The 13,907-nt window shown below is 63.6% G+C and carries 12 protein-coding genes and 1 pseudogene; 5 read left to right on the top strand and 8 right to left on the bottom strand.

The annotated features are described in order from the left end of the window. Positions 1 to 10 precede the first annotated feature (10 nt). The 3 genes and pseudogenes from carA (at position 11) to greA (ending at position 5,097) form a co-directional block, all read left to right on the top strand. Positions 11 to 1,177, top strand: a complete 1,167-nt coding sequence (carA, locus tag ABDW49_RS12010; RefSeq protein WP_343612165.1) for a glutamine-hydrolyzing carbamoyl-phosphate synthase small subunit — start codon at positions 11 to 13, stop codon at positions 1,175 to 1,177. After that, positions 1,177 to 4,508 (top strand): annotated as a pseudogene (gene carB / locus ABDW49_RS12005) (carbamoyl-phosphate synthase large subunit). Before carA ends, carB begins: the two are co-directional and overlap by 1 nt. Positions 4,509 to 4,620: 112 nt before the next feature. Next, on the top strand, positions 4,621 to 5,097 hold the full coding sequence (greA, locus tag ABDW49_RS12000; RefSeq protein ID WP_206239835.1) for a transcription elongation factor GreA: 477 nt from the start codon (positions 4,621 to 4,623) through the stop codon (positions 5,095 to 5,097). Positions 5,098 to 5,219: 122 nt separating this feature from the next. Here greA and ABDW49_RS11995 read toward each other — a convergent pair whose 3' ends face one another. From ABDW49_RS11995 to ABDW49_RS11980, 4 genes are all read right to left on the bottom strand, one after another. Then, entirely contained in the window at positions 5,220 to 5,438 is a 219-nt protein-coding gene (locus ABDW49_RS11995; RefSeq protein ID WP_343612163.1) for a DUF4170 domain-containing protein, read from the bottom strand. A 137-nt stretch (positions 5,439 to 5,575) separates the two neighbouring features. Beyond that, positions 5,576 to 6,001, bottom strand: coding sequence for a hypothetical protein (locus ABDW49_RS11990; protein WP_343612161.1), 426 nt, complete (start codon positions 5,999 to 6,001; stop codon positions 5,576 to 5,578). Next, positions 5,998 to 6,396 (bottom strand): hypothetical protein, encoded by a 399-nt coding sequence (locus ABDW49_RS11985; protein ID WP_343612160.1) that lies wholly within the window; start codon positions 6,394 to 6,396, stop codon positions 5,998 to 6,000. Before ABDW49_RS11985 ends, ABDW49_RS11990 begins: the two co-directional genes overlap by 4 nt. 116 nt (positions 6,397 to 6,512) lie before the next feature. Continuing rightward, positions 6,513 to 7,112 (bottom strand): hypothetical protein, encoded by a 600-nt coding sequence (locus ABDW49_RS11980; RefSeq protein ID WP_343612158.1) that lies wholly within the window; start codon positions 7,110 to 7,112, stop codon positions 6,513 to 6,515. Positions 7,113 to 7,323: 211 nt separating this feature from the next. Between ABDW49_RS11980 and eno the strand changes: the two genes are divergently transcribed. Next, entirely contained in the window at positions 7,324 to 8,610 is a 1,287-nt protein-coding gene (eno, locus tag ABDW49_RS11975; RefSeq protein WP_343612157.1) for a phosphopyruvate hydratase, read from the top strand. A gap of 98 nt (positions 8,611 to 8,708) precedes the next feature. Here eno and ABDW49_RS11970 read toward each other — a convergent pair whose 3' ends face one another. Both ABDW49_RS11970 and ABDW49_RS11965 read right to left on the bottom strand, forming a co-directional pair. Then, complete coding sequence (locus ABDW49_RS11970; RefSeq protein ID WP_343612155.1) at positions 8,709 to 9,194, bottom strand: winged helix DNA-binding protein; 486 nt, start codon at positions 9,192 to 9,194, stop codon at positions 8,709 to 8,711. A 192-nt stretch (positions 9,195 to 9,386) separates the two neighbouring features. After that, on the bottom strand, positions 9,387 to 9,626 hold the full coding sequence (locus ABDW49_RS11965) for a hypothetical protein (RefSeq protein WP_343612153.1): 240 nt from the start codon (positions 9,624 to 9,626) through the stop codon (positions 9,387 to 9,389). Positions 9,627 to 9,851: 225 nt separating this feature from the next. On the opposite strand from ABDW49_RS11965, the gene ABDW49_RS11960 reads away from it, so the two are divergent. Continuing rightward, the gene (locus ABDW49_RS11960; protein WP_343612152.1) at positions 9,852 to 11,915 is read left to right on the top strand and encodes a M13 family metallopeptidase; all 2,064 of its coding nucleotides are present in this window, start codon (positions 9,852 to 9,854) and stop codon (positions 11,913 to 11,915) included. Positions 11,916 to 12,143: 228 nt separating this feature from the next. Here the strand turns inward: ABDW49_RS11960 and ribH are convergent, their stop codons facing one another. Together ribH and ribB are read right to left on the bottom strand one after the other, a co-directional pair. After that, positions 12,144 to 12,566: a 6,7-dimethyl-8-ribityllumazine synthase gene (ribH, locus tag ABDW49_RS11955; protein ID WP_206239849.1), complete on the bottom strand. Its 423-nt coding sequence runs from the start codon at positions 12,564 to 12,566 to the stop codon at positions 12,144 to 12,146. A gap of 4 nt (positions 12,567 to 12,570) precedes the next feature. Beyond that, positions 12,571 to 13,857 (bottom strand): 3,4-dihydroxy-2-butanone-4-phosphate synthase, encoded by a 1,287-nt coding sequence (gene ribB / locus ABDW49_RS11950; protein WP_343612148.1) that lies wholly within the window; start codon positions 13,855 to 13,857, stop codon positions 12,571 to 12,573. Between the last annotated feature and the right edge of the window lie 50 nt (positions 13,858 to 13,907).

The raw sequence follows: 13,907 nt of genomic DNA, 5'->3' as shown, positions 1-13,907 counted from the left end.
AGCGCCCCCTATGGCAGACCCCGCCCCTACGCTTGCGCCTAAACCTGCCGATGCAACGGCTGTCCTGGTGCTTTCCGATGGCAGCGTGCTGTGGGGCCGAGGCTTCGGCGCCGTGGGCAGCGCGGTTGGCGAAGTGTGCTTCAACACCGCCATGACCGGCTATCAGGAAGTGATGACCGACCCCAGCTATGCCGGGCAGATCGTGACCTTCACCTTTCCGCACATCGGCAATGTCGGCGTGAATGACGAGGATCTGGAATCGCAGGTCGATGGCGCGGTGGGCTGCGTGGTGCGCGAAGACGTGACCGCCCCCTCCAACTTCCGCGCCCAGGGTGAATTCCCCGCATGGCTGGCGAGCAAGGGCAAGATCGGCATCTCGGGCATCGACACCCGCGCGCTGACCCGCCGTATCCGCCTGGCCGGTGCGCCCAACGCGGTGATCGCCCATGATCCCGAAGGCAACTTCGATCTGCAGGCGCTGATCGCCCAGGCTCAGGCCTGGAGCGGCCTTGAAGGCCTCGATCTGGCGAAAGTCGTCACCCGCACCGCCAATGAGGATTGGGAAGGTTCGGTCTGGACGCTGGGGCAGGGCTATGGCCGCCCCGACAGCGATCCGCGTCCCCATGTGGTGGCAATCGACTATGGCGCGAAGGACAACATCTTCCGCAATCTGGTGAAGGCTGGCGCCAGCGTGACTGTCGTGCCCGCCGAAACCTCGCTGGAGGACATTCTGGCGCTCAAGCCCGCCGGTGTGTTCCTCTCGAACGGCCCCGGCGATCCGGCGGCCACCGGCGAATATGCCGTGCCGGTGATCAAGGCGCTGCTCGATCGCGATGTGCCGCTCTTCGGCATCTGCCTTGGCCATCAGATGCTGGGTCTGGCCACCGGCGCCAAGACCATCAAGATGCATCAGGGCCACCGCGGCGCCAACCATCCGGTCAAGCGCACGGCCGAAGGCGTGGTCGAGATCACCTCGATGAACCACGGCTTCGCGGTGGACAGCGCAACCTTGCCCGAGGGCGTGGTGGAAACCCATGTTTCGCTGTTTGACGGCAGCAACTGCGGCCTGTCGATCACCGGCAAAAAGGCCTTCTCCGTGCAGTACCATCCCGAGGCCTCGCCCGGTCCGATGGACAGCTTCTACCTTTTCCAGAAATTCATTGAGGGCCTCGCCTGATGCCGAAGCGCACTGACATCAACTCGATCCTCGTCATCGGCGCGGGGCCCATCATCATCGGCCAGGCTTGCGAGTTCGACTATTCGGGCACGCAGGCGATCAAGGCGCTGAAGGAAGAGGGTTACCGGGTGATCCTGGTCAACTCGAACCCGGCCACGATCATGACCGACCACGAGATGGCCGACGCCACCTATATCGAGCCGATCACGCCTGAAATCGTGGCCCGCATCATCGAGCGTGAGCGCGCCGAGCGCCCGCAGGACACGCTGGCCTTGCTGCCCACCATGGGCGGCCAGACCGCGCTCAACACCGCGCTCGCGCTGTTCGGTGACGGTACGCTGGAGAAGTTCGGTGTGCAGATGATCGGCGCCGATGCCGACGCCATCGACAAGGCCGAGGACCGCCAGCGCTTCCGCGAGGCGATGGACAAGATCGGCCTGGAATCCGCCCGCAGCGGCGTGGCCCACACGCTGGACGAGGCCTTCGAGGTCTTGAAGCGCACGGGCCTGCCCTCGATCATCCGCCCGTCCTTTACCATGGGCGGCACCGGCGGCGGCGTGGCCTACAACAAGGCCGAGTTCGAGGCGATTGTCCGTTCGGGCCTGGACGCCAGCCCCACCACCGAGGTGCTGATCGAGGAATCGCTGCTCGGCTGGAAGGAGTATGAGATGGAGGTTGTGCGTGATCGCAACGACAATTCCATCATCATCTGCTCGATCGAGAATGTCGATCCGATGGGCGTCCACACCGGCGACTCCATCACTGTCGCGCCGGCGCTGACGCTGACCGACAAGGAATATCAGATCATGCGCAACGCCTCGCTGGCGGTGCTGCGTGAGATCGGCGTGGAAACGGGCGGCTCGAACGTGCAGTTCGCGGTCAATCCCAAGGATGGCCGCCTGATCGTGATCGAGATGAACCCGCGTGTGTCGCGGTCTTCCGCTCTGGCGTCGAAGGCCACCGGCTTCCCCATCGCGCGCGTCGCGGCCAAGCTGGCCGTGGGCTACACGCTGGATGAGCTGACCAACGAGATCACGGGCGCCACGCCTGCGTCCTTCGAGCCCTCGATCGACTATGTCGTGACCAAGATCCCGCGCTTCGCCTTTGAGAAGTTCAAGGGCGCCGAGCCGCTGCTCTCCACCGCGATGAAGTCGGTGGGCGAGGTGATGGCCATCGGGCGCAACATCAAGGAATCGATGCAGAAGGCGCTGCGCGGTCTGGAAACCGGTTTGGATGGTTTCAACCGCGTCGATGCTCTGGTCGGCGCCGCGCGTGACGATATCACCGCCGCCCTGTCGCGCGCCACGCCTGACCGTCTGCTGGTCGCGGCGCAAGCCTTCCGCGAGGGCTTCACGGTCGAGGACATCCACGCGATCACCCATTTCGACAAGTGGTTCCTGCGCCACATTGAAGAGATCATCGCGGAAGAGGCCAACATCGAATGCCACGGCCTGCCCACCGATGCGGCGGGTATGCGTCGCCTGAAAGCCATGGGCTTCTCGGACAAGCGTCTGGCCAAGCTGGCGGTCAAGTCGGTGAACCCGGTCGCGGGTGCCAATGCGGTTCGCTCGGGCCTGCTGCATGATGTGGTGGAAGCCATGGCTGGCGCCACCAGCGAAACCGAAGTGCGCAAGCTGCGTGAGCGTCTGGGCGTCCACCCGGTGTTCAAGCGCATCGACAGCTGCGCCGCCGAGTTCGAGGCGATCACGCCCTACATGTACTCGACCTATGAGGCCCCGCTGTTCGGCGAGCCCGAGAATGAGGCCGCGCCTTCGGATCGTAAGAAGGTCGTCATCCTTGGTGGTGGTCCAAACCGTATCGGTCAGGGCATCGAGTTCGACTATTGCTGCGTCCACGCCTGCTTCTCGCTGGCGGAGGTCGGCTATGAAACCATCATGGTCAACTGCAACCCGGAAACGGTCAGCACCGACTATGACACCTCGGACCGCCTCTATTTCGAGCCGCTGACCGGCGAGGATGTGCTGGAAATCCTGCGCGTTGAGCAGTCTAAGGGCGAGCTGCTGGGCGTCATCGTGCAGTTCGGCGGCCAGACCCCGCTCAAGCTGGCGCAGGCGCTTGAGGATGCCGGCATCCCGATCCTGGGCACCAGCCCGGACGCCATCGATCTGGCCGAGGACCGTGAGCGTTTCGCCGATCTGGTGGAAAAGCTGGGCCTCAAGCAGCCCGCCAACGGCATCGCCCGCAGCCGCGACGAAGCTGTCGCCGTGGCGAGCCGTATCGGTTACCCGGTGCTGATGCGCCCCAGCTATGTGCTGGGTGGCCGCGCGATGGAGATCGTCGACAGCCTGCAGCAGCTCGATGACTACATCACCACCGCCGTGCAGGTCTCGGGCGACAGCCCGGTGCTGATCGACCAGTATCTGCGCGATGCCGTGGAATGCGACGTCGATGCGCTGTGCGATGGTGAGGAAGTCCGCGTGGCGGGCGTGATGCAGCATATCGAGGAAGCCGGTATTCACTCGGGCGACTCGGCCTGTTCGCTGCCGCCTTACTCGCTGCCCGCCGACATCATCGCCGAGATGGAGCGTCAGGCCCATCTGCTGGCGCTGGCGCTGGGCGTGAAGGGGCTGATGAACATCCAGTTCGCGGTCAAGGATGGCGAGGTTTACCTCATCGAGGTCAATCCGCGCGCTAGCCGCACCGTGCCCTTCGTCGCCAAGGCGCTGGGGCAGCCGGTGGCCAAGATCGCCGCGCGGGTGATGGCGGGCGAGAAGCTCTCGACCTTCGAGCCGTTCAAGCGCGACCTGCCCTATGTGGCGGTCAAGGAAGCCGTGTTCCCCTTCAACCGCTTTGCGGGCGTGGATCCGGTGCTGAGCCCGGAAATGAAGTCCACCGGCGAGGTGATGGGGATCGACAAGGATTTCCCCACCGCTTTCGCCAAGGCCCAGTTGGGCGCGGGCACCAAGCTGCCTCAGAGCGGCACGGTCTTCGTCTCGGTGAAGGACAGCGACAAGCCGGTGATCCTGCCTGCCGCGCACAAGCTGGTGGCAATGGGCTTCAAGCTGGTCGCCACGGGCGGCACGGCGAAGTTCCTGGCCGATCAGGGCGTTGCCGTGGAGCATTGAACAAGGTGGCCGAAGGGCGTCCGCATATCGTCGACAAGATCGTCGATGGCGATATCGCGCTGATCTTCAACACCACCGAAGGCTGGCAGAGCCTGAAGGATTCGCAGTCGATCCGTCAGATCGCGCTCTCCACCAGGGTGCCTTCCTTCACCACGGCGGCGGCCAGTGTCGCGGCTGTGGATGCAATCGAGGCTCTTTCGCGCGCGAAACTTGAAGTTTGCCCGCTCCAGTCCTATTATAGTTGATCGATCACGCCCTCCCCACACCAGCGATCGGCCTTAATCCGTTGAGATTATCCAACGGGTTAGGGAAACTGTCGCTGAAACGGGAGGGCCTTGAAAAGGACGATGACGGAACATGGCGAGTGTCGAAAAGCTGCCGATGCTGGCGGAAGGCTATCAAAAGCTGAACGCCGAGCTGAAGGCGCTGCGTGAGGAGCGCCCGCAGATCGTGGATGCGATCGAGGAAGCGCGCGCTCATGGCGACCTTTCGGAAAACGCCGAATATCACGCGGCGAAAGAACGCCAGGGCCAGGTCGAGGCGACCATCGCCGACCTGGAGGACAAGATCAGCCGCGCCACCATCATCGATCCCACCACGCTTTCGGGCGACAAGGTGGTGTTCGGTGCCACGGTGACGCTGCTCGACGATGACGACAAGCCGGTGCGCTATCAGATCGTCGGCACCTATGAGGCCGACGCCAAGGGCGGCAAGATCAGCTACAACTCGCCTCTGGGCCGCGCGCTGATCGGCAAGCGGATCGAGGACGAGATCGAAGTCAGCGTGCCTGCCGGTGAGCGCTTCTATGTGGTGAACAAGATCGAGTTCATCTGAGTGTGCCCGCGCCGGGTAACCGGCGCATCATCTGAGAGGGTGCCGGGAAGCCGGCGCTTCACCTCAAACGTAAAAGGCCCCATCGCTGGGGCCTTTTTTGTGTCCTGCGCGGTCGCCTGACCTCAGCCTTCCGAAGCCGGGTCGAGCAGACGATGCAGATGGACGACGACATACTTCATCTCGGCATCGTCGACGCTGCGCTGGGCGGCACCGCGCCAGGCTTCCTCGGCCGAAGCATAGTCGGGGAACACGCCGACATAGTCCAAAGCCTTCAGGTCGACAAAATCGAGGCCCTGCGGGTCTTTCACGCGGCCGCCGATCACGAGGTGTAGTTTCTGCATTGCATATCCCATGAATGGGGGGAAGGAGCCGTCCGCATAGCATCGCATCCTGTCGAAAGCCATGCTTTCGCCCTGGGGAAAGGTCCGGACTCGCCAAAAGTCGGGGGGCAGGGGGCATGCGCCGCCCCGTCACATACCTATTTTTTGCCCCAGGGCAGCCAGCGGCTTACACGAGCCAGCTTGCTTTCGGGCTTTTTCAGCCGGTCGCCCAGATTTTCCAGCCAGCTTGGCGCACGATCCGCCAGGGCTTTGCCCGCCTCGATGGCACTGTCGCCCAGCTTGTGACCCAGTTGCAGCGCGATCTGCCGCGCCACTTGCTGTCGCATCAGCCACAGCGCCAGCGCCGAGGCTGTGGCAACCACGATGCCGCGATTGTCATTGGCGATATCGAGCGCCTGAAAGGTGGCTGAGCGGGTGCCATGTTCCAGATCGGCGCGGGCCCGGCTGATCAGGGCCGTGGGATTGGCGGCCAGATGGCGCACCTCACCGATGCGTTCGACCAGATTGGCGCGCGAAATATCGCGGCGGGCCTTGAGCACGGCCAGATCATCGTCCTGGATCATGGCTTGGCCTTTCCGGTCAGCACGCCCTTGAGGCGCCGCCATGCACGCAAAGCGGCCCACGCTGCCACCGCCATGCCCAAGAGCAGCGCCAGCACCACGATGCCCAGCGCCTGCCATGTGCCCAGCAGCGGCGCGAGTGCCAGCAGCAAGCCCACCACCAGCGCCAGCAGCAAAAAGAACACCAGCGCCGCCGCCAGTGCTGCCAGACCGGCGATCCGCCCGGCAATCTTGCTGGCCAGAATGGCGCGGGCGCGCTGATAGGCGACCTCGCTGGAAAAGGCCTCACGCGCGGCGGCAATCAGCCCCTCGATTTCCGAAGTCAGCGCCATGGGGCGTTTTCCTGCACCTTCATGCTGGTTCGCCTGATCGTCATGCTGTTCGGTTTCGTCAATCATGCCCCAACATTCATGCCTGACGCGACGCCCGGCAAGCCCCAAATTGCATGGCAACACGGGGGAGCGGCATCTGTGCCGCTCCCCCGCGCGGAAATCCGGTCAAGCGGATCGCAGGATCAGGCTTCTTCCTGCACCTCGGGCGTGCTGGTGAAAGCGCGGGCGACCAGGAACCCGGCAACCGCCGCGATCCCCAGCGCCACGAAGGGCCGGGCGCGGACAAAGCCCTTGGCGTCCTCGCCCAGCTCGCCCAGATCCTTGGCTTCGAGCTTGGCGGCCGTTTCCTGGATCGAGCGGGCGGCGGTACGGGCGTAATCGCCGTATTTTTCGCCCAGCTTGTCGTTCACCACACCGGCATTGTCAGCCACGACCTTGCCCAGGCTGGTCAGCAGATCGCTGGCCTTGGACTTGCCGTCACTGGCCAGAGCGGCGGCGCGTTCAGCGGCGTCAGCGGCCAGTTCCTTGCCCTGGTTGATCAGATCGGCGGAGGCCAGCTTTTCGCGGTAGGCCTCGGTCTGTTCATGGGCCTTCTTGCCCAGTGCCGAGACGCTGGCCTTGGCTTCATCCAGCGCCTGCGCGAAGCGGGCCTTGGCGTGATCCTTGGCGTCCGCAGCCGCCTCTCCGGCCACATCCTTGGCGGCGTGGATCGTTTCGGCCGCCGAATGGGCGGTGTCCTTGGCGGACTTTTCAAGGTGCTCGGTGGCTTCGGTCTTGGCCATGGCTTTATCCTCCTCTGGCGGGTCACCGCGGGGCATGGGTCTGGCGACAATCGCCCGCTCATTACAAAGCGAGAATCGCCTGCTCGTTACAGGAACGCCGCAAGTGGTCCCTGGGTCCATCATGCTGCAATGCAGCTTGCCTGCCAAGGCTCTGCTGCTAAGGAGCAGTCACGAAAGACCTTTGAGTTGGTCCAGAGGAGATGAACCCGCCATGACCGCGATTCTCGATATCCATGCCCGCGAAATTCTCGACAGCCGTGGCAACCCCACGATCGAGGTCGATGTTCTGCTGGAAGATGGCAGCTTCGGTCGGGCTGCGGTTCCCTCGGGGGCCAGCACCGGCGCGCATGAAGCCGTGGAACTGCGCGACGGCGACAAGAGCCGCTATCTGGGCAAGGGCGTGCTCAAGGCCGTCGATGCCGTCAATGACGAGATCAGCGAGCTGCTCGAAGGCCGCGACGCGGAAGACCAGCGCGACCTCGATCTGGCCATGATCGAGCTGGACGGCACCCCCAACAAGGCCCGTCTGGGCGCCAACGCCATCCTCGGCGTGTCGCTGGCCGCTGCCAAGGCTGCCGCCGATGCGCGCGGTCTGCCGCTGTACAGCTATGTCGGCGGCGTGTCGGCCCATGTGCTGCCCGTGCCGATGATGAACATCATCAACGGCGGCGAGCATGCCGACAACCCCATCGATTTCCAGGAATTCATGGTCATGCCGGTGGGCGCCGACTCGATCGCCGAGGCCGTGCGCTGGGGCAGCGAGATCTTCCACACGCTGAAGAAGGACCTGTCGGCCAAGGGTCTGGCCACCGCCGTGGGTGACGAGGGCGGCTTTGCCCCCAACATCGCCAGCACGCGCGCCGCGCTGGACTTCATCGGCGCCTCGGTCGAGAAGGCCGGTTTCAAGCTGGGCACCGATGTGCTGCTGGCGCTGGACTGCGCCGCCACCGAGTTCTTCAAGAACGGCAAGTATGAGATCAGCGGCGAAGGCCTGTCGCTCTCGCCGGTGGAATTCGCCGATTACCTCACCAAGCTCTCGCAGGACTACGCGATCATCTCGATCGAGGACGGCATGAGCGAGGACGATTTCGAAGGCTGGAAGGCCCTAACCGACAAGATCGGCGACAAGGTGCAGCTCGTGGGCGACGATCTCTTCGTCACCAACCCCAAGCGCCTGACCATGGGCATCGAGAAGGGCCTGGCCAACTCGCTGCTGGTGAAGGTCAACCAGATCGGCACGCTGACCGAGACGCTGGAAGCCGTGAGCATCGCCCAGCGCGCCGGTTACACCGCCGTGATGAGCCACCGTTCGGGCGAGACCGAGGATTCGACGATTGCCGACCTCGCCGTCGCTACCAACTGCGGTCAGATCAAGACCGGCTCGCTGGCCCGTTCGGACCGGTTGGCCAAGTACAACCAGCTCATCCGTATCGAGGAAGAGCTGGGTTCGGGCGCGATCTACGCCGGTAAGGGCGCGTTTGGTCGTCTGCTGAAGTAAAGATAAGGGGTAGGTGCGAGGGTGTTACACCCTCGCGCTCCCATGACGTCTTCCGGCGATGGGGCAGTGGTGCACCATCGTTGCGCACCGGCTCTCTGTCAGCTTGCCAGGAATTCTTCCATCAGGCTGCTGCCGCGTGGCGACAGGCGCACGAAGATGCGTCTCGCGTCGATTTCATCGACCTCGCGTTCAATCAGTCCGCGTTCTTCCAGGATCTTGATCCAGCGCAGCGCCGTTGTCGCGGGCACCGCCGAGCCGATGCAGGCACTGGTCACCGCGATCCGCTTGGCATGGCGAGAGGCCACGAACAGATCCAGCATGATGTCCCAGGCCGGTTCGCCAAACAGTGTGGCGTCGCCAAAAATCTGCTCCCGGCGGCGGCGGTTGCGATAGATCTGGATCGCGCGATCCAGCGTGTCATCATCACTTTTGGGAGGAGTGATGTGATGAGTGTCCGCAACCAGTTGCAATTCGCTGACTAAAAGATCGAGCGACCGCGCGATATCCCGCAATTTCGTATCTGCATCCTGCGGTGCGTCATGATCCTGACGATGAGTGGGGAGACGTTTGAATGTTGCATTCATAACTTCTCCAACTCCTTTGGCTTGTCATGCCGCAACGAATTGCTCGAATCGCAAACGCTCGATCCGGCATTAATATGATGTTAAGTTGCGTAACGTCCAACCGAAAATGGATGATAATTCCATCCATTTTGATACTTTTTGTGAAAGTGCCTGATTTCTCCCGTTCGTCGGGGAAAAATAAGTGGGGATGAATTAGTCCAGATCGAAGCGCCGGTTCAGCGAATCGATGCAGGCCGCCAGATGTGCCGCCGCCAGATTGGCACCCATGCCGTCGAGCTGCATCAGCGCTTCACGCAGCATCTTACGCAAGGCGATCGCACGGAGCCTGTCATCATCTTGTGGATTGTCGGGCTGATCGGCCGGGCGCATGCCGGGAAGGATAATGCGGACGGCGCGATGAATTCGCTGCATTGTTGCTAGGGGCATCACCATAAAGCAATTCATCTATACTTTTCGCGTATTTCGCGCCTTGCGCCTGCGTGGCGGTCAACCGCCATCGTCATCCACCCTGATTGCATTGTTCCTTGGCAGGCGTAGTGACAGAGGCATGAACGGTCAGCGGTCAGCCGCAGTTTTGGTGCGTTCCGTCGCTGACCGGGTCTCGGACATGCAATGGGAAAGGATGATCCCCTCATGAAGCATCAGGATGCCATCAGAATGGCACGGACCTTCCGCCATCTCGGCAGTTTTGCGGCGTGTTGCGCTCTGGCCATGGCCGCGCCTTACGCGCAGGCGGCCGGGCAGGGCGCGGGCGTGCAGACGGCGGACATGGACAAGTCGATCCGTCCCGGAGATGATTTCTACCTCTATGCCAATGGCACCTGGCTGGCGCGGACGGACATCCCCGCCGATCGCGCTTCCGTGGGCAGCTTCCTCACCGCGTCCAATGCCACCGAGGCCCAGCTCAACACCGTGATCGCCGATCTGCTGGCCAAGCCTGCCGCGCCTGGCAGCGATGCGCAGAAGATCCGCGACTATTACCGCGCCTATCTCGACACTGCGGCGATCGAGGCCAGAGGTCTTGCCCCGGTCAAGCCCGATCTCGACCGTTTCGCCGCCATCACCGACAAGACCAGCCTGAGCCGGGTGCTCGGCCAGCAGGTGCGCGCCGATCTCGACCCGCTCAACGCCACCAATTTCCACACCGAGAACCTCTTCGGCCTCTTCGTGACGCAGGCGCTGACCGGCGGCGAGGTGGTGCCCTATCTGATGCAGGGCGGCCTTGGCATGCCCGAGCGGGATTATTACCTCTCCACCGATCCCAAGATGGTGGCGATCCAGGGCAAGTACCGCGCCTATATCGCCAGGCTGATGACCGACGCCGGGCTGGCACAGGGCGATGCGCAGGCGCGCGCCGATGCCATCTATGCGCTGGAGATAAAGATCGCCCAAGCCCATGTCGGCCGCGAGGAGAGCGAGGACTTCCAGCACGCCACCACCCTGTGGACCCGCGCCGACCTGCCCGCCAAGGCCCCCGGTCTGGACTGGGATGCTTTCCTGTCCGGCGCCAACATCACCTGGACGGGTAAGTTCGCCGCCTATCAGGCCAAGGCGATCCCCGCTCTGGCCGCTCTGGTCGCCAGTGAGCCGCTCTCGGTCTGGAAGGACTGGCTGGCCTTCCATCAGGTGAGCCAATACGCCGCCGTGCTGCCCAAGCAGATCGACGACGACCGCTTCGCCTTCTACGGCACGGTGCTGAGCGGCGTTGCCCAACCCCGCCCGCGCGACAAGCGCGCCTTGGCGGCGGTGAACAACGCTCTGGGCGATGCGCTGGCGCGGATTTACGTGGGCCGCTATTTCCCGGCCTCGTCCAAGACGCGCATTCAGGGCATGGTGGTCAACATCAAGGCCGCCTTCACCAGCCGCATTCAGGCGCTCGACTGGATGGCCCCCTCGACCAAGGCCGAGGCCATCGCCAAGGTCAAGGGCATCATCGTCGGCATCGGCTATCCCGACACTTGGGAAGACTATGCCGGCCTTACAGTCACCCCCGACAACGCCTATGCCAATGCCGTGGCGGCGGGCAAGTTCGACACCGCCCACCAACTGGCCAAGCTGGGCAAGCCGCTCGACCGCAACGAATGGTGGCTGACCTCACAGACGGTCAATGCGCTCAACCTGCCGGTGCAGAACGCGCTGAACTTCCCCGCCGCCATCCTGCAGAAGCCCTTCTTCGACCCCGCCGCCGATGCCGCCTACAACTATGGCGCGGTGGGCGCGGTGATCGGCCACGAGATCAGCCACAGCTTCGACAATCAGGGCGCGGCCTTCGACGCCACCGGGCGCCTGCGCAACTGGTGGACCGAGCAGGACCTCAAGCGCTTCGACGCGGCGGGCAAGATGCTGGCGGAAGAGTTCAGCGCCTACGAGCCCTATCCGGGCCTGCACATCAAGGGCGATCTGACGCTGAGCGAGAACATCGCCGACGTGGCCGGGCTGGCGGCATCGCTGGACGCTTATCACGCCTCGCTGCACGGCGCGAAGGCTCCGGTGATCAGCGGCATGACCGGCGATCAGCGCTTCTTCCTCGCCTTCGCGCAGACCTGGGCGACCAAGTACCGCGAAGCAGCGCTGCGCAACATTGTGGCGACGAATGGCCACGCTCCGGGCCAGTATCGCGCGCTGACGGTGCGCAATCTGGATGCGTGGTATGATGCCTTCGGCGTGAAGCCGGGCGACAAGCTCTATCTGCCGCCGGAGAAGCGGGCGAAGATCTGGTAAGAAGGTAAAGGATGAAAGCAGGGGGTGTTACACCCCCTGCACCCCCATGACGTCTTCCGACGAAAGGGCAGTTAAGGCCGCGCCGTTGCGCAAAACCTCACCGCCGGAGGCAATCATCTTAAAGCCGCTTCGCGGCGGGGCGCAGCCTATAAATCAGCGCTGCCCTTTCGTCGGGAGACGTCATGGGAGCGCGAGGGGGTAACCCCCTCGCACTTTCCCCTTAACCTCTTAAGCCCCGAACTTCTCTTTCAGAGCCAGCAGCGCAATCGCCGCCTTAGCAGCCTCACCACCCTTGTCCTTCTGGGCCGGATCGGCGCGGACCAGAGCCTGCTCTTCGTTCTCGACCGTCAGGATGCCATTGCCGATCGGCAGGCCATCCATCGAAAGCGCCATGATCCCGCGCGCGCTTTCGCCCGCCACGATTTCGAAGTGATAGGTCTCGCCGCGGATCACCACGCCGATGGCGACATAGCCTTCGTAATCGCCCGTCGAATCCGCCAGCGCGATGGCGGCGGGGATTTCCAGCGCTCCGGGCACGGTGATAACCTCGGACTTATGGCCGGCGGCCTTGATCGCGGCCTTGGCGCCGGCGATCAGTTGGTCGTTGAGGTGGTCGTAGAAGCGGGCTTCGACGATCAGAAACTTGGCCATGGAATTATCCTTGAATGCAGCGTTCGCCCACGATGGAGAGGCCATAGCCCTCCAGCGCGACAAGCGTGTGATGGGTGTTGGTGAGGAGGGTGATCTCGTGAACCCCCAGTTCCGCAAGGATCTGGGCGCCCACGCCGTAATCGCGCAGTTCCTCGATGGGCTTCATATTGCCCGCCCGCGCCTGTTCGCGCAATTCGAAAGCGCGTGAAACTTCGCTGGTGGGCCGGTTGACGAAGACGATCACGCCCGCGCCTTCCTCGCCGATGATCTCCATCGAGCGGTGGAGCAGGTCGGCGCGCGGGCTGACCTCACCCAGCAGGTCGGCGAAGAGCGAGGTGGCGTGCATGCGCACCAGCGTGGGGGTGGTCGGGTCGATGCGGCCCTTGACCAGCACGAGGTTTTCCTCGCCGGTGGCCTTGTTGAAATAGGCGCGGGCGGCCCAGTCACCGCCGAAGCGGCTGGTGAAGGTGCTTTCCGACTTGAGCGAGACCATGCGGTCATGCTTGCGGCGATAGGCGATCAGGTCGCGGATGGTGGCCATCTTCACGCCGTGCTGGCGGGCGAAGGCGACGCAATCGTCGAAGCGGGCCATGGTGCCGTCCTCGCGCATGATCTCGCAGATCACGCCCGAGGGGTTGAGGCCGGCGAGGCGCGAGATGTCGACCGCCGCCTCGGTGTGCCCGGCGCGAACCAGCACGCCACCGGGGCGGGCGCGCAGCGGGAAGACATGGCCGGGGCTGACGATATCGTCGGAGCCCTTCGAGCCGTCGATCGCCACGGAGACGGTGCGGGCGCGGTCCTGCGCGGAAATGCCGGTGGAGATGCCTTCGCGGGCTTCGATGGATACGGTGAAGGCGGTGCCCAGCGGGGTGCGGTTGTGGCGGTGCATCGGTTCGAGGCCCAGCTCGTCGATACGCTCGGAGGAGAGGGCGAGGCAGACCAGGCCACGGCAATGGGTGACCATGAAATTGATGGCGGAGGGGGTGCACATTTGCGCGGGAATGATAAGGTCGCCCTCATTCTCGCGGTCTTCATCATCGACCAGGATATACATGCGCCCGTTGCGGGCTTCCTCGATGATCTCCTCGATGGAGACGAGGACGGGGGTTTCATCATTGTCCGACAGGAAGCGCTCCAGCTTGCTGAGCGTTTCGGCGGTGGGGTTCCACTCGGGCTCGCCCACGTCGCGCAATGTGTTGGCATGGAGCCCCGCCGCACGGGCAAGGCCGGACTTGGTCATGCCACCATCGGTGATGAGGCGGCGGACGCGTTCGATGAGAGTCTGTGACATGGGCTTGTGTTTATCACATAGGAATGTGATGGCAAGTTCAATGATCACAT

Origin of the sequence: Novosphingobium sp. (assembly GCF_039595395.1) — a bacterium.
Taxonomy (GTDB): domain Bacteria; phylum Pseudomonadota; class Alphaproteobacteria; order Sphingomonadales; family Sphingomonadaceae; genus Novosphingobium.
The sequence above is the reverse complement of the archived record's forward strand: the minus strand, read 5'-3'. Positions and strand labels throughout refer to the sequence as shown.

What these genes read in the sequence shown, in the direction of transcription:
- ribH (WP_206239849.1), bottom strand. Translation starts at nt 12,566, where the DNA reads ATGGCCAAGTTTCTGATCGTCGAAGCCCGCTTCTACGACCACCTCAAC.
- eno (WP_343612157.1), top strand. Translation starts at nt 7,324, where the DNA reads ATGACCGCGATTCTCGATATCCATGCCCGCGAAATTCTCGACAGCCGT.
- ABDW49_RS11995 (WP_343612163.1), bottom strand. Translation starts at nt 5,438, where the DNA reads ATGCAGAAACTACACCTCGTGATCGGCGGCCGCGTGAAAGACCCGCAG.
- greA (WP_206239835.1), top strand. Translation starts at nt 4,621, where the DNA reads ATGGCGAGTGTCGAAAAGCTGCCGATGCTGGCGGAAGGCTATCAAAAG.
- ABDW49_RS11980 (WP_343612158.1), bottom strand. Translation starts at nt 7,112, where the DNA reads ATGGCCAAGACCGAAGCCACCGAGCACCTTGAAAAGTCCGCCAAGGAC.
- ABDW49_RS11960 (WP_343612152.1), top strand. Translation starts at nt 9,852, where the DNA reads ATGGCACGGACCTTCCGCCATCTCGGCAGTTTTGCGGCGTGTTGCGCT.
- ABDW49_RS11965 (WP_343612153.1), bottom strand. Translation starts at nt 9,626, where the DNA reads ATGGTGATGCCCCTAGCAACAATGCAGCGAATTCATCGCGCCGTCCGC.
- ABDW49_RS11990 (WP_343612161.1), bottom strand. Translation starts at nt 6,001, where the DNA reads ATGATCCAGGACGATGATCTGGCCGTGCTCAAGGCCCGCCGCGATATT.
- ABDW49_RS11970 (WP_343612155.1), bottom strand. Translation starts at nt 9,194, where the DNA reads ATGAATGCAACATTCAAACGTCTCCCCACTCATCGTCAGGATCATGAC.
- carA (WP_343612165.1), top strand. Translation starts at nt 11, where the DNA reads ATGGCAGACCCCGCCCCTACGCTTGCGCCTAAACCTGCCGATGCAACG.
- ribB (WP_343612148.1), bottom strand. Translation starts at nt 13,857, where the DNA reads ATGTCACAGACTCTCATCGAACGCGTCCGCCGCCTCATCACCGATGGT.
- ABDW49_RS11985 (WP_343612160.1), bottom strand. Translation starts at nt 6,396, where the DNA reads ATGATTGACGAAACCGAACAGCATGACGATCAGGCGAACCAGCATGAA.